The organism is uncultured Parabacteroides sp. (genome assembly GCF_902493135.1).
Lineage (GTDB): Bacteria > Bacteroidota > Bacteroidia > Bacteroidales > Tannerellaceae > Parabacteroides.
Genome location: NZ_CABUOD010000003.1, coordinates 69775 through 92220, shown reverse-complemented (window position 1 = coordinate 92220; position 22446 = coordinate 69775). Strand labels below are relative to the sequence as shown.

The window sequence follows — 22446 nt, the reverse complement described above, 5'->3', positions numbered from 1 at the left end:
GGCCTATTTTTGCCCCTGCACACCTGCATAGCGTTGCGGGTTCCTGCATTTTATTGATTACGAGAAGCGTTAAAAAGATATTATCCTGTTTGTGAAATCTCGACAATTTCATTCGTACCGGATAATAGACAACTAAACGCTCGCGTACCTTTTCTTGTTATATCTATCCGTATGTTTTTACATACGCTTATATACAAGTTTAAAAGGGCGCGGGGGTGTTGTTTATATTGGTACGAAGGGCAGTCGAGAGCCTCACAAATAGATATATCAACAGTTCCTGCGCCTCTTTTTATTTGTATAACCTCCACTCCGGGAATTGATGGAACCCAAATTTGTATTGCCGATGAAATAAAGAAGAAACCAAAGCGAGAAGAAACCCGTTTACGTGTAACCACATAAGTTACACATTAAACGAGTATAGGGAATTTATTATTTCAATACTTACAATTTAATTTTATTTTCATGAAAAAGATATTACTTATGTTGTTTGCCGTCCTTATGGCGGTGACGAATGTAGGGTGGATGCAAGCGGCTGATACTAAGCCGGAGATTTTCACCGATTTGGATGCTGCCGTTACCAATAAGCCTATTGTGTTTAATGTAGGTACGGCAAAAGGAACATCGAAAGCAACTAATGTCCGTGTGAAAATTAGCTTGACAGACTCGAATCCTGCCGAACTAAGTGCTCTGGGACTGAAGTATTTCCAGGATGGCAAATGGAATACTTGGATAGCTGAAAAAGGTGAGTATCTGTTTGGACCGCAAGCCGGTTTTCCTCTTAGTGATTTAGTGTCTCCTATTTTGATGACACCGACGGTTGCAGGTACATATAATTGCAAGTTGGAGGTTGTGGATTTAAAGCAAGGTAATGCCGTTTTAGCAACCAGAACATTTTCTGTTGTTGTAGGGGAGGGTACGGATCTTATTACTAAATCCGATACGGTTTATTCAACTCCTAATGCTTATGCAGAATCTCATAGTGGTTATTATGCCAGATTTCTTTTGGAAACAAAAGCGTTGACAGGTACTAATGCCGGTAAATATGCTACATTGGTGTATGCAGGTGGCTTGCCTGTAACTGTTTCCGCATCGGAGACTAAAACTAAGATCGCGTTAACGAATGAAGGCGAAGCGATGGTTTTAGACCCTGCGAAAACGAATATCGGGTTGTACGGCGGAATGAAGAATGCCATAGTTGACAACTCTACTATTCTCATGACGGGCGGCACTCTTGCTGATTTGTTTGGAGGCGGATATGGTGAAGGTAATAAGACTACCGGAACTCCGGCTGATGTAAAAGGAAAAACATCGATTACAATTACAGGTGGTACTGTCAGCAATCTTTTAGAAGGCGGTGGTAAATTCTATGCAAAGTCAAATGAAGTAGAAATCAATATCTCTGGTGAAAATACAAAGATCGCAAATCTTTATGCTGGCGGTTATGATGCCGGATTGACATCGAATACATTGGAAACACCGTTGGCTGAATCGGTGAATGGTGTACAAACTGTTAAGTTGACCATGACAGGCGGCGAGATAACCGAAGGTATCGGCTGTGGGGGTGGACAGGGTTATACACGTACCGGGATAAGTACTGTCACTTTGAAGGATACCAAAATTGCCTCTTTCTACGGTGTTCTTGCAAATGGACGTGCAGATCAGATTGAGGCAACACTTACCAATTGCACATTTGCCAAAAAGGGATCATATTATGAGTTTGCTTCTGTAAACAGAGGAACGGTCAAAGATATTACTTGTACGTTTGATGGTTGTACATTTAATGATTTGGGGCAAATCAATGCTTGTCTCGGACCGGTAAACGGTTGGGCGGATTCTGATACGAATGGAAAGATTATTCCGTGTGTTACCGGAAAGGCTACTTTTAAGTTTGTGAATTCAAAAACAGACAATCCTGTCATGCAGATTGGGCAAGGTTTAGAAAGTGCCGATATCGAACTAATCGGGGCTAAGGCAAAACTTGCAACATTCAAAAAGAATGTTTCCACTATTATTTCCGAATTTGGAATAGAAAAAGGCAAGACCTGGACTTTCGACAACGACAAACCACTGTCGATCGGTGAAGGTATTACATTAAGCGGCGAGGGTACGATTAACGGCCATATCGCATTGGCTAGTGAAAACGTTACTCTGAAAGGCTTGACTATCAATGCAACTTCTATCGGAACAGATGGTCCGCAAAAAACTGTTATCCTCGGTACTTGTGATAAGGTGACGATTCAGGATTGTAAATTGAATGGTATCGTACCGGAAGCCGATAAGAGCAAATATGTTGCTAACGGTATCGACCTTACTACAAAATCAGCATCTGCATCCTATACGATTACCGGCAATACAATAACCGGTTGTAACGGCCTTGTGGATAATTGGACTGCAATCAATGTTATTGTTCAGGATGCACAATCATCAACAATTGACAATGCTGCAATTGCTCTGGAAAATACATACGACGACCGGAGTTTCGGTTATGTCCGTATGACTGCCAATGATGCATGGTCGTATGCTTATATTAAAGGAGCAGATAACCATAAAGCGGCTAATGCTTTCTATTGCATGAAGACAAATGGTGGCACTATCATTGCTCCGGATGCAACATGCGATGATATTTTGAAAGAACTGAATGGTGAACCTTTCGCAATTACCGGTTCTGTTTCGGCAACCTGTAAAGACGGTTATATTACTACTAATTCGGCGGATGCATCCAAGATGCTGGCTGAAGGCAAGGCGGTTAAATTGTTGACTTATAATGCCGAGGGTGCAGAAGGAGAGAAATTTGCATTTAGTGAAATCAATGTTGCCCCGTTGATCACAAATCTGCCGGATAGTGTGGCTTTTGCTTCTACTCCGGTCAAATTGGCTTTTAATACAAAGAATGTGGAAGTAACAGCAACAGAGGGAAGTGATTTAGTTTCATTGACCGATGATGGTGTTCTCTCATTCCTGAATCCAGGCGAAGTTGTATTGACGCTGAAAGTGAAAAAAGATTCGAATAATGATGGTAAGATTGACAGTAGTGATAATGGATATGAAGATGGCCTTACTAACACCCAGAAACTGAAGATCACGAAACGCGCTTTGATCCTGACGGCTGGTATTGTTCCGGACTATGGTGAGGGTAATAATGGCGATTCAATCGTTTACAATGCTAAAGATGATGTAACTTTGAAATGGGCTGACAATATTGCTGTTTCCGGATTGCCTTGGGAAGCTGTTGCTTCTGGATATTTCAAAGCTGATCTCCCGACAGGAAAACGTGCAAATAAGAATGTGGGAGACAAAGTTCCGGTTGAGATAACAAATGAAGACTTGAACGCTTTGTTAAACGCGGATTCAGCCAAACGTTATACCTTGGCTCCGATCACATTCGTAACTGCTAAAGTGGTAAAGGCAAAGGCTACAGTAACAGCAGATAATGTAACAGATTATACATTCGGTTCAGAACTTCCAACCTTTACAGCACAAACTAAAAATTTAAAAGATGGAGATCAACTTGACGGAACTTTAAAGTTCATCTGTTCCGCTACCCCTGATTCATTGGTGAAAGAGGGCGGTTATGATATTATGCCTTACGGCTTGACTTCCGATAATTATGCAATTACATTTGAAAAGGGTACATTAACCGTTAAGGCTACTAATCCTAAGATTGAAATTGTAGATGCAAAGGTTACAGGAAATGCTGAAGCTAAAACAATTACAGTACGGGCTAAATTAGTACATGCCGGTGGTTTAGAGACCGCAACTGTAACAGCTAAGGATGCCGAATCTGAAGTCGCTCTTGCATCTAATGATGCTATTACTCCGGATACGAACGGTATTTATAAATTTGAGGTATCTGACGCTGCTGCAAAAAAACATACGATTACCTTTACGGCAACAACAGCTGAACAATCCAACAATACAGGAACAGCCTCAATCGATGTAACTGTAGAAGCCGGTACTCCGCAGAACCTGAAGTTCGACGACAAGGTCCTTTCTTCAATCGTTTATGGCGACAGCTTGGCTTTGGTTGTATCGAGTGATCAAGCGGCTGCAAAGGGCGACTATACCTTTAAGGTTACGTCTGGTGCAACGATCAGCAATACGAACGTCTTGAAACCGACGGCAGCAGGTGATGTTGTCGTAACTGTTTCCCGCACCGCAGATGAAAACTATTCTTCTGCTACTGTAACGAAGACAATCAAAGTAACTCCGAGACCGCTTAAAGCTGAGGTTGCTGCTTTCGCACCGAAAACGTACGATGGCGATACAAAGGTAAAGACTATGCCTTCAATCACTTTGTCAAGTGACTATAAGGTAATAGGCAGCGATGCCGTTAGTATTGCAGCAGGTGCTACCGCCACTTATGCAAGCAAGAATGTCGGTATACATGCGATCTCTCTTTCTGCATTGACTTTGACAGGTGCACAAGCTGCCAATTACACTTTGATACAGCCAACCGGCCTGAAAGGTGAAATCATAAAGAAAGATGCAACTGTAAAAGTTGACGACGTCACACGTATGTACAACCAACGTTATACGAAGTATTCTTTCACTGCCGAAGGTCTTGTTGAAGGTGAATCTTTGTCTTCTGTTTATACCGGCAAGTTGGATGTTACCGAAAACGAAAAAGAAGGTACATTGACGTTGAAGATTGATGGCAACTTATGCCGGAATTACAATCTGACAGCCCAGAATGGTACTCTGACTATTACAAAAGGGACTCCGGTAGTGGTGGCTTATAAAGTAGTTGATCAGCCTAAATATTTGGTTGTCGATTCTGCCGGACATCAGAACTTGACTGTTTCAGAAACACTGGTAAACGGCTATTTCCAAGTAACAGGAGATGATGGTAGTGTTACAAATAGTGTAAATGCCATTCCTACTTCTTCACTAAAAGTAACCAATGCTTTGTTAGGAACAAAAGCAGGTGATGATTGGGCAGGCTGGAATAGTGAAAAGGCAACGGTAATCGAATATGCTGCAAGTACAGCTACTATTACTAATGTAAATGGTTATACTTATTCATCTACTGATCTAAATCGTTTATCTGTTGAAGGAACTGATTTGACCGCAAATGGCGTTGGTAAAGTTGCTATTATTGCAACAAGTGCATCTGGCGATGTCAAAGTCAAACTGTATGACGTAACTCCGAAGAAAGTTACCTATACAGCTGACATGAGCAAGACGTATGACGGCTTAACTCTGGCTACAGGTTCGGTAACTTTAGCAGGTGTAAATGGCAATGATAATGTCGTTTTGGATATGGAAGGGGTAACATTCAACTATGCCACTCCTGCAGCTGGAGAAAAGACGATCAATCCTTCCCAGGCTCCTATCCTGACGGGTGCAGATGCAAATAACTATAATTTGGCTTCTGGCGTTACAGGCGAGATTGCCAAGAAAGCAATTACAGTGTCAGCACCGATCAGTGCATACTATACAGGCCAGACAAATATGGCTTTGGATGAATTCACATCTGAAGGTATATTGAGTAATGACATTGTAAGCCTGAATGTAACATTGGATAATGCAGAGGTCGGTCCGCGTAAGTTTACATTAGGGAGCTTGGCAGGAGATAATGCTGCTAACTATACATTGTCTACAACGACGGTTTTGGATGGAACAATCCTGAAACCGACTATCGTGGTGACTGTTCCTGAAACAGCCTCTTCTACAACTGATGCTAAAAACAAATTGACTTATACGATTCGTGAAACCGGCAAATCTGTTTCCGGTTCCGTATTTAGCAATGCCGTACAGGTTGTTTCTTTGGGTAATGATGTTTATCAGGTAAGTACAAAAGAAGAAAATCCGAACTTCTCTTTGATTTATACAAAGAACCTGATCGGCTTCAAAGCCGAACCCAATTCCGGCGGTGGCGGTTCGACAACCGTATCTGTCAGCAGTGTGTCTTTGGATAAGACCGAACTGACGCTTCCGCGTTTGGATTCTTATACGTTGCTTGCTACTGTTGGCCCGTCCGACGCTTCTGATAAGAGCGTGACCTGGAAGAGCAGCGACGAAAGCATCGCTACGGTAGATGCAAACGGTAAGGTAACGGCTGTTAAGGTCGGCAAGGCTACGATCACGGTTACGACTGTCGATGGCGGCAAGACTGCTACCTGCGAAGTGACAGTCGATTTCGCTACCGGACTGGAAGAGGCTATCGCCAATACTGTCGTTTACGGCAGAAACAAGCATATCCATATCCGGCCTGTAGCACCGGTACGGGTTGCCGTTGTTAATCTGACAGGCGTTGTTGTCTATCAGGCAACGATCAGTTCTACGGCGCAAATACCTGTTAATCCTGGTATCTATCTGGTGAAATTAGGAACAGGAAGCGAGGCTGTCGTGACGAAAATTAGTGTACGATAGTTTGTAATTTTCTTAATAAATAATCTTTACTTCTAAAAGAAAAGATTAATAGTGAGTTTAGGAAGAGGGGGGCCGTGAGGTTCCCCTTTTTTTCTGACTTCGACAATGCGTCACCCAAATTGAGAATCAGTTAAACAGCTGGCTAATTTGCTTCTATTCTTCTTTCTGTTCAGATATCTTTTAGGCCAAGCCCAAAGCCTTTTTCCGGAGTTTTAATGATAACTAAAAGATAGCTAAGATCATATTTTGCGGTCTCTATTGTTTTCCGTAACTTTGTGATAAAAGAAATAGGATTATGGAATTGCAACGACGACTTTATCCGATTGGTATACAGACTTTCTCGAAACTTCGGGAGGGGAATTATGTGTATATCGATAAGACTGAATATGTTTATCGCATGACACATTCAGCTTCGAATTATATGTTTTTGAGCCGTCCACGCCGATTCGGCAAATCGCTGCTTACCTCGACACTCCATGCCTATTTCGAGGGACGTAGAGAGTTGTTTGAAGGATTAGCTATGGAGGGGCTGGAGAAAGAATGGGTAGTTTATCCGGTACTCCACTTTGATGTCAGCATGGCGAAGCACGTGGATGAAGCCCGTTTGAATCGGATGTTGGATTTCCTTTTGTCGGGATATGAGGACCGGTATGATTGCCATATAGGGGAGAAAGATGTCAATATCCGGCTGGCGAATTTGATACAATGTGCTTACAAGAGGACGGGGCGGCAAGTGGTGGTGCTGATCGATGAATATGATGCGCCGCTTCTCGACGTGATGCACGAAGAGAAAAACTTGCCTGTGTTACGAAACGTGATGCGTAATTTCTACAGTCCGCTGAAGGCTTGCGATCCTTATCTGCGCTATGTCTTCCTTACCGGTATTACGAAGTTCTCTCAGTTGAGTATATTCAGTGAACTGAACAATATAAAGAATATCAGCATGGACGGTTCATATTCCGCTATTTGCGGTATCACGGAAGATGAGATGTTGACGCAAATGAATCATGATTTGGAATTGCTTGCGAGCAGGATGCAGATTACCTGTCCGGAACTTGTTGCACGTTTGAGGAATAATTATGACGGTTATCATTTTGCTTATCCATCGCCCGACATTTATAATCCGTTCAGCTTGCTGAATGCTTTTGCGGACGGTAAAATCGGTTCTTATTGGTTCGGCAGTGGTACACCAACCTATTTGATCGAGATGCTGAACAAATACCATGTAAAGCCCCAGCAAATCGGAGGTCGGAAAGTTATTTCCGAATCGTTCGATGCACCGACAGAGCGGATGACGGACATTACTCCGCTGCTCTACCAAAGCGGTTATATCACGATAAAAGATTATTCCGAACTGACGGAACTTTATACGCTTGACATTCCCAATAAGGAGGTACGGATGGGACTTATGAAAAGTTTGCTGCCCGGTTATCTCCACCAACATACCGCCGATGGCCTTACGACGGTTGCGCTTCTTTTCGAGGCGATAGCCGGGGAGCGGATGGACGATGCCCTTCGTTTATTGCAGACTTTTCTTTCCACGATCCCCAAATGTGATAATACCGATTACGAGGGGCATTACCAGTCTTTACTATATACCATATTCAGTTTGCTTGGTATGTATGTAGATGTGGAGGTACGTACCCCCCGCGGTCGTGTGGATATGGTGATGCGGACGAAAACGACGCTTTATGTCGTGGAGTTAAAGCTCGATAAGACGGCGGATGCGGCTATGAACCAGATCAATTTGCGGGATTATCCCGAACGCTTCGCCTTGTGCGGATTACCGGTCATAAAAGTCGCCATCGGTTTTGACCGGGAGCGGCATACTATCAGTGATTGGCAGATAAGCAACTGATCTATCTCGGTGACCACGACAAACTTGTCGCTGATGACGTAAGCGATCACGCTCGATGTGACATAAATCGCTATGAGGGAGTAGAAAGAAAGGTGCCAGGAGGGAGTGCCGGACTTTGCTGATGTTCGCTTTTTATATAGTAATTTTTATAAATTTGCAAACAAAACAAAGAGACGATGTCATTGAAAATAATCCATACCGCCGACTGGCATCTCGGACAAACCTTTTTCGGTTATGACCGCGATGAAGAACATGAGGCATTTCTTTCGTGGCTGATCGATACATTGACGGAGCAACAGACCGATGCCCTGCTGATTGCAGGCGATGTCTTCGATGTCGCCAATCCGTCAGCCGCCGCCCAACGCCGTTTTTTTCGGTTCCTGCGGGAGGCGAACCGGCGTAATCCGCATTTGCAGATCGTGATTATCGCAGGCAATCATGATTCGGCAGCCCGTCTGGAGGCGCCGATACCCTTGTTGGAAGAACTGAATACGTCGATTGTCGGGGTTGTCCCGCGAACCGACCTGTGCAAGATCGATTTCGATTCGCTTCTGGTTCCTTTATATAATAAGGAAGGAAAACGGGAAGCGATCTGTCTGGCCGTTCCTTATCTTCGTCAGGGAGATTACCCCGCTTCGAAAGAAGGGAAAGATACCTATGTGGAGGGCGTTACCCGAATGTATCGCGGGCTCTATGACTATGCCGACACCCAAAGGCAGCCGGGCGAGGCGCTCCTTGCGATGGGGCACCTGCATGCGACCGGCGCTGAACTGTCGGAAGACGACCGGAGCGAGCGGACCATAATGGGAGGGCTTGAATCCGTGTCGGTAGAAGCCTTTAACGAGGGCTTGGCCTATACGGCCCTCGGTCATATCCACAAGGCGCAACGGGTAGGAGGACGTGAGCATGTACGCTATGCCGGCAGCCCGCTTCCGATGTCTTTCTCCGAACAGCATTACCGGCATCAGGTCGTTGCCCTTACCCTCGAAAACGGATGCTTGTCGGATCTCGAAGCAATGCCCATCCCTTTACGAACCGCCCTGCATCGGATTCCGGAGGAACCGGCATCGCCTGCCGAAGTCCTTTTGCTGCTTTCCAACCTGCCGTCTGTGGAGGAGGAAGCCGACCGCAGCCTTTGGCCTTACCTGGAAGTACAGGTGCTGCTGACGGAGCCTGATCCGGGTTTCCGGCACCGGGTGGAGGAGGCGTTGTCGGATAAGGCCGTACGCCTGACTTCCATCATCCCTTCTTATCCGAAAAAGGAGGGAGGGGAAGAAGCTCGTCCTTTGTCTTATACGGATTTGCAAAAGATCGCTCCGCTGGATATGCTCCGCCATACCTTTACGAACCGTTTCGGGGGAGATTTGCCGGAAGAGCTGGAGAAGATGTTTAACGATGTAATGCGGGAGGTTCACCTATGAAGATATTAGCGATACGAGGCCGCAACCTGGCCTCGTTGGAAGGTGATTTTGAAATAGATTTTACGATGGAGCCGTTGCTCTCGGCCGGGATCTTTGCCATTTCCGGGCCGACGGGAGCGGGTAAGTCTACGCTTTTGGATGCGATGTGCCTGGCCCTGTTCGCCCGTACGCCTCGTACCGACCAGGCGAAGGAGAATAATGTCAAACTCCAGGACATCAGCAATGAACAACTGTCGCAGAGCGACCCCCGTTTCTTGTTGCGGCGGGGTACGGCCTCCGGTTTTGCGGAGGTGGATTTCATGGCTTTGAACGGACACCGCTACCGGACACGTTGGTCGGTGGCGCGGGCACGCGAAAAGGAAAACGGACGGTTGCAGAATCCGCGTTTGGCCTTGTATAACCTCGATAAGGAGGAGGAAGAGCAGGGGACGCGTTCCGACCTGCAAGCCCGTATCGTCGAATTGATCGGCCTGACCTTCGAACAGTTTACGCGTTCCGTATTGCTGGCGCAGAACGATTTTTCAACTTTCCTGAAAGCCGAACAGGGAGAAAAAGCCTCCTTGTTGGAGAAGCTGACCGGAACCGAACTCTATTCCGCCATCTCCCGCCGGATATTCGAAAGGAATGCGCGGGCGAAAGAAGCCTTCGATCTGATCCAATCCCGCATACAGGGCATCGAGCTATTGACGGATGAGGAAGAAAACGACCTGCGTACCCGTCTTGCCGCAGCGGAAAAAGAATTGCTCCGTGTCGAGAAAGCGAAAGCGGAGCAGCAAGCCCTTCAAGAGGCTGTCCGATCTGTCGAACAGCAGATTACCGTCCGGCAGAGGCAGCAAAAAGAGGCTGCCGACAAGTTGGCGCATGCAACGGAATTGCTGACGGTCGCCCGCCGTGAATATGAAAAAGGCGTGGAGGAGCAGCAACAATCCGAGGCTCGTTTCAAATCCCTTCAACAGGAGATATTGCAGGCGCGTAAACTGGATATCCAGTTGGACACGGCCATACGCGACCTATCCCACTCGGAGCAGCAATTGAAGAATGTAACGCTTCGGAAGGGAGAAACCGAAAAGAAATATCAGGCTGCCGTCCTTCGTCAGAAGCAGGGGACGGAGGAGATAGCCCGCCTGACCTCCTGGCGCGAACGTTATAAAAAGAAGGAAAGTATCGCGGAACAGCTTTCCGCCTTGTTGTTGCATCTGGATGCAGCATCGGCCGCCCGTTCGGGCGTGGAAACGACCAACCGTTCGATCGAAACGCTCCGGCAGGAGGCTGTAACGCTGAATAAACAACTTGCCGGCCTGCAACGAACCAGCGCAAACAAGCAGCAGGCGTTGAAGCAGGCGGAAGCGGACTACCGGAGCCTGGAAGAAGAACTGAAAGCGGTCGATGTGCCGGCTTTGGACAAACAGATCGAGAAACTTCGCCGGGAACGCGAGCAATTGCTTATCGAACAGGCTCGTTTGGAGGCTTCGGGCAACATAAAGGAGTTGCGCGGCAGATTGCAGGAAGGACAACCCTGTCCGGTTTGCGGTAGCACGCATCATCCCTTTGCCAATCAGACACCCGTTGCCCCTGTTTCTGCCCTTACCCTCCAACTACAGGATTTATCGAATAAAAAAGAAACCTATGTCACTCGTACCCGCCAGCTCGCCCGCCTGCAACAACAGTTGCTCCGGCTCCATAAAGAATTGGCAGATAGCGAAGCCGCTTGTAAGGAGATGATCGGCAAGCAACAACTCGTCGCCAGCCGGCAAGAACGGGAAGAAGCTGTTGCAAAGGAACAATCCGCCCGGTTGGACCAGTCCCTTTCGGCTACCGACCGCCTATTCGGTAATAGCGAATGGCAGAAAGTATGGTTGCAAGACCCGGAAGCCTTCCGTAAAACATTGACAGACTTCGCCCGTCAGTGGCATGAGAATACCGAGAAGCTCCATCAATTGGAACGGCAGGCAAGCGCCCGGAAAGCCGAATGCGAATCGCTCGCCTCCTTCCTTCCTTCCCTCGAAAAGCAAGCCGAAGAAGCCGGGCAACTCCATGAAAAGAACCGTGCCGCTTTTTCCACCTTGCAGGCGGAGCGAAAGAAACTCCTGAACGGCCGCGCCGCAGATAGCGTGGAACAGGAGTACGCCCGGCGAATGGAAGAACTGAAAGAACGTCTGAAGAAACTGTCGGCCACCCAGACCGAGCAATCCGGCATCGCCGACCAGACGCGCGGCATTGCCGACCAGATTGCAAAGGACTTGGATGAAGCCTCTGCCGACTTGCTCCGGAGAAAGGCGGCCTTGGACAAATGGATTGCCGACTATTCGGCCTCTTCGGATGGACAGCCGCTCGAAGCAACCCTGCTCCGGTTCACGCAGGAAAAGACGGAACTTGCTTTCCGGCTCCGTACCCAGACGGAGAACAAGGCGAAGGTATCCGGCCTACAGGAAGAATTGAAAGCCTGCCGTACGGAAAGCGAACGTTGGGCGAAACTGAACGAACTGGCCGGCTCTGCCGATGGCGCCAAGTTCCGCCGCATAGCGCAGGGATATACGCTTGATATTTTGCTGAACTATGCTAATGTACAGTTGCGCGAACTGACAAGGCGTTATCGCCTGGAGCGGGTTCCCGAAACACTTGCCTTGCAGGTGATCGACCGGGATATGTGCGATGAGGTGCGTACCGTCCATAGCCTTTCGGGGGGCGAATCGTTCCTCGTTTCGCTGGCGCTTGCACTCGGCCTGTCTTCTCTTTCGTCCAACCGGATGCGGGTCGAAAGCCTCTTCATTGACGAAGGTTTCGGCTCCTTGGATGCCGAGACGCTTCGTGTGGCGATGGATGCTTTGGAAAGTTTGCGGACGCAGGGACGCAAGATCGGCGTCATCTCGCATGTACAGGAGATGACCGAGCGCATCCCCGTCCGCGTACAGGTATGTCGGGCCGGGAATGGAAGAAGCACTTTGGCAGTGGAAAGTTGAAAGGTGATTTCACCTGACCACGATCCTGAATCCCACATTCATCGGCCGCTGCCAGGGCAGGAAGGCTTTGCGGACGGCTGATGTGGAGTATTTAGGACGTTCGCGCCAGGAACCGCCGCGTACGACTTTCTTTTCGGCAACTTCCTTGTTCGCCTTTTCTTTTAAAGGGTAAGGAAGGTAATCGGATGCCGTCCATTCCGCCACGTTTCCGTTCATGTCATACAATCCCCAGGGATTGGGCCGGTAGGAGGCGACCGGGCAACTGATCAGTTGGTGATCGTTTACGTTCAGTACTTTCGGCAGGAAATCCCAGAACTTGCGCATGGGATCGTTTGCCCGCATCGGTTTCGGATCTACGCCCGTTACCGCCAGGTCGACAGTCGTACTGTCTGCCAAGTTCTCGAAAACGCCGAAGTCGCTGTTGATCGATCCGAACCAGAAATCATCCGCACTTCCTGCACGTGCCGCCCATTCCCATTGTGTCTCGGTAGGAAGGGAGGCGTCGCAGCCCGACATCTTGCCGAGTTTTTGGCAGAAAGCGTTCGCTTCGTCCCAGCTGACGCGCACGACAGGCTGTTCGGGCCGGTTGGCCGCATAGCCGGGAGTCGTATGATCCTTCCAGGTCTGTCCGATGTACCGGCTGTCGTGTTCCGGGAAAAGAGCGCGGAACTGTTCATTCGTGATTTCGGTCGTGCTCATCCAGAAGCCTTCCTTCACGTTTGCCTTGAATGCAGGCGAAGCGGAGGGCGTCCGGTTGTTGCCCATCACAAAGCTGCCGGCAGGAATCCATACCAGGTCGATATGGACATCCGGAGTGATGGTGAGGCGGCGGGTCGTTTCGCCTTTGGCAGATTGTCGGGTTGTCGCCGTCTGTGTGTCGAAGGGGAATCCCTTTGCTTTGACCGGGCGGAGCGGTCGGGCCGGTTCTTTTATTTCGACTGTCTCGCCGGTCGTCGCCCCGGTAATGCCGTCTGCCTTCTTGTTTTCTTTCAGCCAGTCGGCATAGTCGGCGATCTCTTTTTGCCAGTCTACCCGTACGCCGCTGTATTTCTCGGCCAGTTCCATACGACGTTCCACCTGGCCCTTCGGCGATTCGGGTTTCAGGTCGATCTGGGTAAAAGCCCCGTAGTAAGGGGCGTTGAGGTCGATCCAAGTATAGAGCGTGCGCATATCTTCTTTCGGTATCTGCACGTTGTGATGTCCGGCTTGCAGGATGCGGATCAGTTCGCTGTTGCTGGCGTGAAATTCGCCCGGCTTCAGGACGTAGATATCCGATTCCGGCCCCTGGCGGTACACGTACGGATGCAGGTTCAGATAGCTCTGGTCGTACTGCTTGTTGATTTTCGTCAATATACCTCTTTTATACGTGACCATCTGGTCCTTGCGGAAATCCGGTTCGGCATTTTTCCCGTTGTGGCAGGACACGCAGTTACGATCCAGCACCGGTTGCACTTCCAGACGGAACGTGAACGGACGGACACCTCCCTGCGGTGTTTCCAGCCGGCGTGCCTGCTTGGTCGAAGCAATCGTGCGTTTGGGAATCGGTATGCTGTTCTGATCCTCGTGGCAACCGACGCAAGAGACGATCTCGCCCGGCATCCCCGTCAACCAGCTGCGCATCCACTGGATGGCTGCCCCGTCTTTATCCAACGGCTGGATGGATACCGGCGTGTTGGCGGGAATGGTGAACAGTGCGGAGCCGTCTTCCTCGACCGGGACGGTCCCAAGCACGCGCTTGATGTCCCATCCGCTCTGTATTCCCTGTGCATCGTGGTCGGAAGGCGCCAAGATATAGGCATACTCGTATGCGAAGATACGGAGCGCCTTGATCGTGCCGCGGGGAACGCCCTGCGTCCCTTCTCCTTCGTAGATATCCTGGATGAAGACCGTTGCCTCTTTGCTGTCCGGCTTGATCTTCGAAGGGATGACGGGAGGCGTTTCGCGTTTTACCAGCGGGATGGGAGCGGTCAGGCCTTCTCCTTCCTGCTCGGCAATGAGTGTCAGGTTATCGAAAATGTCGACCAGGTAAATTCCCCAAAGTGCCTCCTTCGCCGGTTTGCAGGCGACCAGGAAATACTTTTCGCTAAGCGGGAACGGCTTCATGAACTGAGGCCAGACGCCTTCCACCAGTTCGTCCTTGATGACCGGGACGATCGGACGGTCTTTGAACGGCAGTTCCTGTATCATCCCTTTTTCCTCTTTCCGGCTTTTGGCAGGATCGAAGATGACGAGCCGTCCCGAACGTGCCGTCCCGTGGTGGCCGGAGATAATGCCGATGAAGCGGCTGCTGTGCTTGGAAAGCGGTTTCATGTCGAACGTGCTGTTCGGGAAATAGGAGCCGCTGCCGTAGAGCGCTTTGTTTTCCGTCCCGTCGGGGTTCATGTGCATCACGATACGGGAGAAATAGTGTGTCAGATCCGTATATTCCCAACGGGTGTACATGATGCGTCCGTTCGGGATCACGATCGGCGACCAGTTCCCGTCCTGGTCGAAGGTGAGGCGGCGCAAGGCACGCGTCTCGGGGTCAAAGGAGACAAGGTTGGCTACCACATCGTCGCCATGCACGCAAGGAACGCCGTTGTAACCGATGTTGGTCGTCGCCACCACTTTACCGTCCGGCAGGTAATTGGCGTCGCAAAATTCCAGATCCGGTTCGTCGACGGTGATCTTCCGGTGGAGCCCGCTTCCGTCGATGTTCATTTCGTATATCTGCCACTTCCTGTTTTCGTCGAGCGAGGAGAAGAGGAGGCGATCGGCATCCCAGTGGAGCTGTATGTCCGAAACGGGGACATCGGCTTCGGGCTTGTATATCCGGTTGCTTTCGATTTGTCCGCGTAAGCCTGTGAGCAGGTCGATCTCGGCATCGTAGCCTTTGCGCGGGTTGGAAAATAGCGAGTTGTAGTTGGCCGTCGAAGTACCCATCGACGGACCCGTCGCCTTACGGGCTTTGTCGCCCAAACGGTAACGGGCCACTATGATCTTGTCCATATCCAGCAGCGGATTGGCCAGGAGGATCTCACGCTTCAACGCAAGTACTTCTTGGGCTTGGCCAATCACTTTGTCGACCGCGTTGCCGGAAACCTTGCCGGAGAATGCCTGCTGCACTCCGGGCAGAAGCGTTTCCAGGCGGGACAGTTTTTCGTAAAGTGCGGGAGCTTTCTCTCCCAATGCCGCTTTTGTGTCATCCAGACAGGCACGTATGGCAGTGGGGTTTACCCATTGGATTTGTACTCCCAGATCATTTAGCTGAATTTGGCGTAATGAATCCTGCCCGTTCGCTGCGGAAATACTGGATAAGGACAGGGAGAGGAGCGCGAAGAGTAAACAAACTTTATGTTTCATATCATTACTATTATTTTTTCAAAACCTCTATCACTCTATCACACTTTGCGTATAAACCGTTTATATACAACTGCTTGCTGTGTGATACATGCCACTTTTATCTATCACTCTACTATCACACTCTCTTTTTCCAATATAGCAGAAAAAGATACAAGACATATCGCTTGTTTTCAACAAGATAGTGAGATTTGATACTGAACACCCGGATGTCTGTTTTCTGTACATCCGGGTGTTTATCTTCCCGACACCCGGATGTTAAAGGTGGGTTTACCCGGGTGTTCAAGAGCTTTTGCGGGTACTTTTATGAAAAAAAGAGCCTTGTTATGACTTATTTGTCTGCTAATTTGTAAATTTCCGATGCTGCCATCAGGAATGCCCCCGTGCCGTAGAGCTCGGTCATGTCGCGTGTCACCTTTTTCGGATCGGCGCCAACCGGCTGGACCCACCCTAATTTCCCGTTCGTTTCAACGGCGCGGGTCAGTGCTTCCCATCCTTTTTTTACGACTGGCAGGTATTTGTCTGCGGGCAGATACCCCTGGTTGATTCCGTATGCCAGGCCGTAAACGATAAATCCGGTCGCGCTCGTTTCGGGCGACGGATAGCTGTCCGGGTCCAGCAGGCTGGCATGCCAGTAACCGTCTTTTCCTTGCAGTCCGGCGAGGCGCTCGGACATCTTCTTGTAAAGTTCGAGATAGAAAGGACGGAACTCGGTATCTTCCGCCGGCAGCGTCTTGAGTATTTCCGCCAATCCGCCGATTACCCAACCGTTGCCGCGTCCCCAGAATACCTTCTTGCCGTTGGCTTCTTTCTGTCCGATGTAGCGGCTGTCGCGATAGAAGAGGTCTTCGTCTTTATCATACAGGTGATGGTAGGTGGCACGGAATTCGCCGTCGGCAAAATACATGTATTTGCGATTGCCGGTCAGCGTGTAGAGCCGCGTGTAGACGCCGGGCGCCATGAAGAGGGCGTCGCACCAGGTCCAGCGTTCGATCGTGCTGCCTTTGCTGTAATCGAGGTCCATGCTTCCGTTGGAAGGATTGTTCAAAACCCAGTCGACGCGGGCGATGGTCGGTTTCAGCATGTTCTCGTTCTTTTCCTTGTTATAGAAATCGATGTAGGTTTGTGCGATGCAAACGTCGTCGGCATGATACATGCGGTTGGCAACCTGCCAGCTCTGGCGGTTGAAGATTTTCCGGAGCCAGTCATAATAGGTGTTGTCTCCGCTCAGTTCCGCCCAATCGAACATTCCCATGTAGAGCGCTCCGGCGATCCATCCGCGCGGTTCGCTCTTGGCATATTTGTTTTCGGGATAATCCTTGATCTGCCAGTCCGCCACCCGTCGGGCAACGTCCATGACGCTTTGCCGGTCCCAGTTGTTGCTGGCAACAGTGTTGGCGGCGGTGTTATTTGTCGTTTCGGCCTGTGCCGGCAGATTGTTCACTAAACAGGTACAGGCGCAAAGTGAGAGGCCTGTACAGATGTGCTTGATTGTTGTTTTCATGATATTCGCTCTGTTTCTTTTAATTCTGCACCAAAAATAGGAAAGATAAGGCTCAGGATATAATAATATCATCTCAAAATGATTAAAAAATGTACCAAAGAAAAAGAGCTGTTCCGCGTGAAGACGTAAGAACAGCTCTTTGCTTATGAATCTGCTATGTCGGTTACTTGTCCCAACCCGGATTCTGAGGAAGTTCTGCACTGGAGTTTGAGTCGATCACGTTCTGCGGGATCGGCCATAAGAGGTGCTTCTGTTCCATGGAGGCACGGTCATTGTATTTTAACGTGCGTTCCATGAATTTTTCCGGAAAACGGCTCAACGTGAAGCGGCGGCATTCTTCGCCGATCATTTCGCGGATACGTTCGTCCAGCAGGAAGTCAACGTTGATCTGAGCAGCTGTTACCGGTTTAGCGTTTGCACGGGCACGAACAACGTTGAATGCCTCTGCCGCTCCTTGCATATTGTTTTGCGCTATGCGGGCTTCCGCCAACAGCAGATAAGTATCGGCCAGGCGGAATTTCATACGGTCTTTCATGCTACCGCCGAAACCTTCGGAACCGCCTTTGTCCTGTACACCGTAGAAAAACTTTGTGATAGCCGGGCTTAGACGGCCTGCTTTCCATAACGATTCAGTGACTGGTGTATATTCGCCATACTTTTCGCTTGAAGCGTCGTTGCAATACCAGTGGCGTTTGATGTTGTATTCAGAGTTACGGATATCGCTTTCATCAAAGAAATTTTCGCTTGTGATCCACCAAGGCAACGGCATCAGTTGTGCCAAACCACGGCCACCCAAAGAGTCAGCGATCACGAAACCGTCGATCTGCCAGTATTTCGGTGTCCAGACACGTATACGCCAGTCTTCTGATTCGAAACCACCACCGATTGTATTGTATTCAAGCTGCATGACCCAGATGCTTTCCTTGTTGCCGGAGGTACGGTTCTGGTTGTTTTCCTTGAACATATCCGAGAACACGTCGCCCGGCTGATCCAGGTGTTTGCCGAAACGTTGAGTCATCAGTTGGAAATAACCGGAGTTGATGACATTCAAAGCATGCTTTTCAGCTTCGGCCGGCTTGTTGCCTAACAGGCAAATATCGGCCATCAGGTGTTCGGCTGCCCATTTGGTTAAACGACCCGGTTCTACTTTGTCAGGATCTTCCGGCAGGTTGGCAGATGCAAATTCGAGATCTTCCAACATTTTGTTGATTACTTCAGCCTTCGGTGTGCGTGTGAAGTCTGTGCGGAAATCATATTCGATTTTGTCCGTATAGGGCACATCGCCATACAGATAAACCAAGTAGTAGTAAGCGTATGCACGGAAGAAGCGGGCTTCAGCTTGGTATCCGATTTTATCGGTTGCATGATCCCATTTGACGTTTTCGTTTTCCGAATAGGTCAGAATCTGGTTGGCGTTGGCTGCCAATCGGTAACCGAAATCCCAGAACGATTTGATAAATGGGGAAGAGGGCGTGTAGGACAGGTTGTCGAAATTCTGCAAAGCACCGTCGTTGTGGCCGGTGTTGGCGATGTCCATACCGATCTGGAGCACTTCATACGGCGTGGCACCTCCATGTGCGAAAGAGGGATCGTTACTGTCACCCCAACAGGTCCATTCGGAACGGGCAAATTCGTACAAGCCGGTTACACCAACTTCAAAACCATGTGTACTTGTATAGGTGTTGTCTGGAGCCATTGCGTTCTTGAGTTCCTCATCCAAGAAACCGTCGCAACTGCTGAGCATCAATGTGGATGCGTATAATATGGATAATATTTTCTTCATTTTCGGTTGTTTTTAGAATGTTACATTTAAACCAAACATATAAGAACGGTTGGTCGGATAGCTGGTGTACATATTGTCCGCATCCAAGTTGGTTGTGTTGCTGACGTTGCTGAACGAGCAGAGGTTGTTGATGCTGGCATTCACGTTTGCGCCTGCGATACCGATCGTCTTCAGCCATTCTTTCTTGATGTTGTATCCGAGTGTGACGTTTTTCACCTGTACGTAGCTTACTTTCTTATACCAAGTGTGTTTGTCGAACGGAGAATATACTAAAGAGGTCATCTCGTTAGTTGGGCGTTCCGGTGTCCAGTATTCGTAACCGCTCAGGTAGCAGTAGTTCATGTCCCAACGTTCCAGGTTCAAGTCTTTCCGTTCTTTTGTCATGCCGAACACACCGTCCAACAAGAAAGAGAATGTGAAATCTTTGTAGCGGAACGTGTTACCCATGGAGAGCAGGAAGCTCGGCAGTTTGGAACCGATTACTTTCTTGTCGGCACTGTTGATGACGCCGTTGCCGTCGACATCTTCCAGCATGGCTGAACCAGGTTTAGCACCTGCCTGGATTTCTTTGCCGTCGGCGTTGAGGAACTTCTTCTGTTCAGCGTTCCAACGCGGGTCGGATTCTTGCCAAGTACTGACAACGTTGTAGTCGTAGTAAACGCGGAGCGGTTCGCCGATGAACCATTTGTTGGTGATATCGTCTTTACCGTCGCCACGCAGTTCGATGATCTTGTCACGGTTCAGTGAGAAATTCACATTCGTGTTCCAAGTGAAGTCTTTCGTTTCGATGTTGAGGCTGTTCAGGGCGATTTCGACACCCTTGTTGCGAGTCTTACCTATGTTGTCCCAGATGCTGTTGAAACCGTTCATGATCGGAACCTGGCGTTTCATCAGCAAGTCTTTCGTGTTGGCGACATAAACGTCGATGCTACCGCTCAGGCGGCTGTTGAAAAAAGAGAAGTCCACACCCAGGTTGAAAGTGTTGGTTGTCTCCCATCTCAAGTTCGGGTTACCTACGCCGGTTGCGCCCAAGAATGTACCGTTTACAGGTGTTCCTCCGTCGCTCCAGAGATATTTGGTCAAACTCAAACGGTCCAATGTCTGGTACGGGTCAATCGCCTGGTTACCGTTGGAACCGTAAGACAGACGGAGTTTCAGCATATCCAATCCATTTTCAACAGCACTTTCCATGAACTTTTCAGAAGATAGGTTCCAAGCGGCAGCTACAGATGGGAAGAAAGCGAATTTGTTGTTTGCACCGAAAGCGGAGTAACCGTCGGAACGGCCTGTCAATGTCAGCAAGTAACGGTTGTCATATCCGTAGTTCAAACGGAACATATAAGACATCGTAGAAGTTTCTACAATCGTGGAAGATTGCTTCTGGTTTTTTTCAGCAGCGTTCATGTTGTGATAGTGGGAATCGTCGTTTACGAATCCTTCTCCAGATATTGAAGCTTCTTTCTTTTGTGTCTCCTGTACCGAATACAAAGCTGTAACATCGAATTTGTGTTTGCCGAATGTTTTATTGTATTTCAACATGTTTTCCCATGTGTAATCCTGGTAGTGATAGTTGAAGACACTTGCGCTACCGTCTGTAGTCTTACCAGAATAGGTGTCACGGCCGTAATAAGAACCTTCGTTCTTGCTACGGTAGTTGTAACCCAGATTGGTACGGAAAGACAAACCATCGAGCGGCAATTTGATTTCAGCGAAGGAAGAGATAAAGAGGTTACGGTGGATTTTATCGCTGATGGCCTTGATGTCTTTCATCGGATGCATGAACAGTGTTTCGTTCATCGGGAAATATTCCATGTTGCCTTCTTCATCTGTATCCATACCGTAAGGGCTCTGGTGCAAAGCGGATTCCAGATTTGGACCGTTGTCGTCGATTTTTTTCTGGATGTATTGCGTACCGATACCGATTGTCAACCAAGAACCCAAGTTCTGTGTCACGTTTACGGATATATTCGTACGGTTGATACCGGTGTTTTTCAAGATACCGTCTTGTCTCAAGTTGGAGAGAGAAGCCATGTACTTGGTCGTTTCCGTTCCTCCGGAGATACTTGCCTGGTGGTCCATAGTGAAGGCGTTGCGGAAGATGATGTCCTGCCAGTCTGTCTGCTGACCTCTTTCATACATTATACGTTCGTTGGCATTCAAGATGTTCATAGGATTCAGTTCGTTATCTACATAGCCATATTTCTGTGCATAGTAGTCCTGACGGTAGCGGATGTACTCGTCGCCTTTCATCGGGTTCAAGCGTTTCTGTGCCTGCTGGATTCCGACCTGTCCTTTGTAAGAAACTGTAGGAGCGCCCACTTTACCTTTCTTCGTTTGGATCAAGATGACACCGTTAGAACCGCGGGAGCCGTAGATGGCAGCCGAAGAGGCGTCTTTCAATACGGTCAGGTCTTCGATGATGTCCGGATCAATGTCGCCCAATGAACCGCTGTAGGGGATTCCGTCCAATACGATCAACGGCTCGTTGTTGGCTGACAAAGAGTTTTCACCACGCACGCGGATTTTCTGATCCTTTCCCGGATTAGCTTCTTCTGCCGTGATTTTCAAGCCCGGTACTTGTCCGGCCAGTTTGTCTAACAGGTTGTTGGTCGTCACCTGTTGCAACTTTTCAGCATTGACAGCCACGATGCCGCCCGTCAAGTCCGATTTGCGTTGCGAACCGTAACCGATAACGACAACATCGTCCAAACCGATCGCATTGTCTTTTAAAACAATGTTGAGTGTTTTTGCTCCCGTAATTTTGATTTCTTGTGTTTCGCAACCGATGTAAGAGACAGCGATCGTTGAGTTTTGGGGAACGTCAAGGGAGAAGTTTCCATCTATATCGGTAACAGTACCGATCGTCGTACCTTTTACAACAATGTTAGCTCCGATAATCGGGAATTTATCAGCTTCCGCGATTACCGTACCCGAAACTTTGACATCCTGCGCATATACCTGTACGGATATAAACGCCATAAAGAGTAGTAATAAGGAAAGAAACCGGTTCTTCCCGTTTGCCTTTTCATTGGGAGGCAAATTCCCTCGTAGTTGTCTGTTCATGCCTTTCATAATTTATTAGCACATTAAACAATTAATAATTTAACCTGTCGGTCCTGTTTGTTTTTTGTGCCAAAAGAATGAAAGATGCAAGCCAAGCGCGTGTAATTTTATTCCAAAAGGGGATAAAAACATTCCAACGTGCTAAA

8 protein-coding genes are annotated in these 22446 nt (G+C 48.6%); 4 read left to right on the top strand and 4 right to left on the bottom strand.

What is annotated here, in order from left to right:
* Positions 1 to 462 precede the first annotated feature (462 nt).
* The 4 genes from RDN79_RS02145 to RDN79_RS02130 all read left to right on the top strand — a co-directional run bounded on the left by RDN79_RS02145 (position 463) and on the right by RDN79_RS02130 (position 12611).
* Positions 463 to 6372 (top strand): Ig-like domain-containing protein, encoded by a 5910-nt coding sequence (locus tag RDN79_RS02145; RefSeq protein WP_298546585.1) that lies wholly within the window; start codon positions 463 to 465, stop codon positions 6370 to 6372.
* Positions 6373 to 6667: 295 nt separating this feature from the next.
* Positions 6668 to 8230, top strand: a complete 1563-nt coding sequence (locus RDN79_RS02140; RefSeq protein ID WP_298546583.1) for an ATP-binding protein — start codon at positions 6668 to 6670, stop codon at positions 8228 to 8230.
* Positions 8231 to 8406: 176 nt separating this feature from the next.
* Positions 8407 to 9651, top strand: coding sequence for an exonuclease SbcCD subunit D (locus tag RDN79_RS02135; protein WP_298546581.1), 1245 nt, complete (start codon positions 8407 to 8409; stop codon positions 9649 to 9651).
* Positions 9648 to 12611: an AAA family ATPase gene (locus tag RDN79_RS02130; protein ID WP_298546579.1), complete on the top strand. Its 2964-nt coding sequence runs from the start codon at positions 9648 to 9650 to the stop codon at positions 12609 to 12611. The genes RDN79_RS02135 and RDN79_RS02130 overlap by 4 nt, the downstream gene beginning before the upstream one ends.
* A 9-nt stretch (positions 12612 to 12620) precedes the next feature.
* On the opposite strand, the gene RDN79_RS02125 is transcribed toward RDN79_RS02130, so the two are convergent.
* The 4 genes from RDN79_RS02125 to RDN79_RS02110 all read right to left on the bottom strand — a co-directional run bounded on the left by RDN79_RS02125 (position 12621) and on the right by RDN79_RS02110 (position 22300).
* Entirely contained in the window at positions 12621 to 15953 is a 3333-nt protein-coding gene (locus tag RDN79_RS02125) for an SUMF1/EgtB/PvdO family nonheme iron enzyme (RefSeq protein WP_298546577.1), read from the bottom strand.
* Between the two features lie 328 nt (positions 15954 to 16281).
* A complete protein-coding gene (locus RDN79_RS02120; RefSeq protein ID WP_298546575.1) occupies positions 16282 to 17454 on the bottom strand; it encodes a glycoside hydrolase family 105 protein in 1173 nt (390 codons plus the stop codon).
* A 163-nt stretch (positions 17455 to 17617) separates the two neighbouring features.
* On the bottom strand, positions 17618 to 19237 hold the full coding sequence (locus RDN79_RS02115; protein WP_298546573.1) for a RagB/SusD family nutrient uptake outer membrane protein: 1620 nt from the start codon (positions 19235 to 19237) through the stop codon (positions 17618 to 17620).
* Between the two features lie 12 nt (positions 19238 to 19249).
* Entirely contained in the window at positions 19250 to 22300 is a 3051-nt protein-coding gene (locus RDN79_RS02110; protein ID WP_298546571.1) for a TonB-dependent receptor, read from the bottom strand.
* Positions 22301 to 22446: the final 146 nt, after the last annotated feature.

What these genes read in the sequence shown, in the direction of transcription:
- RDN79_RS02145 (WP_298546585.1), top strand. Translation starts at nt 463, where the DNA reads ATGAAAAAGATATTACTTATGTTGTTTGCCGTCCTTATGGCGGTGACG.
- RDN79_RS02140 (WP_298546583.1), top strand. Translation starts at nt 6,668, where the DNA reads ATGGAATTGCAACGACGACTTTATCCGATTGGTATACAGACTTTCTCG.
- RDN79_RS02135 (WP_298546581.1), top strand. Translation starts at nt 8,407, where the DNA reads ATGTCATTGAAAATAATCCATACCGCCGACTGGCATCTCGGACAAACC.
- RDN79_RS02130 (WP_298546579.1), top strand. Translation starts at nt 9,648, where the DNA reads ATGAAGATATTAGCGATACGAGGCCGCAACCTGGCCTCGTTGGAAGGT.
- RDN79_RS02125 (WP_298546577.1), bottom strand. Translation starts at nt 15,953, where the DNA reads ATGAAACATAAAGTTTGTTTACTCTTCGCGCTCCTCTCCCTGTCCTTA.
- RDN79_RS02120 (WP_298546575.1), bottom strand. Translation starts at nt 17,454, where the DNA reads ATGAAAACAACAATCAAGCACATCTGTACAGGCCTCTCACTTTGCGCC.
- RDN79_RS02115 (WP_298546573.1), bottom strand. Translation starts at nt 19,237, where the DNA reads ATGAAGAAAATATTATCCATATTATACGCATCCACATTGATGCTCAGC.
- RDN79_RS02110 (WP_298546571.1), bottom strand. Translation starts at nt 22,300, where the DNA reads ATGAACAGACAACTACGAGGGAATTTGCCTCCCAATGAAAAGGCAAAC.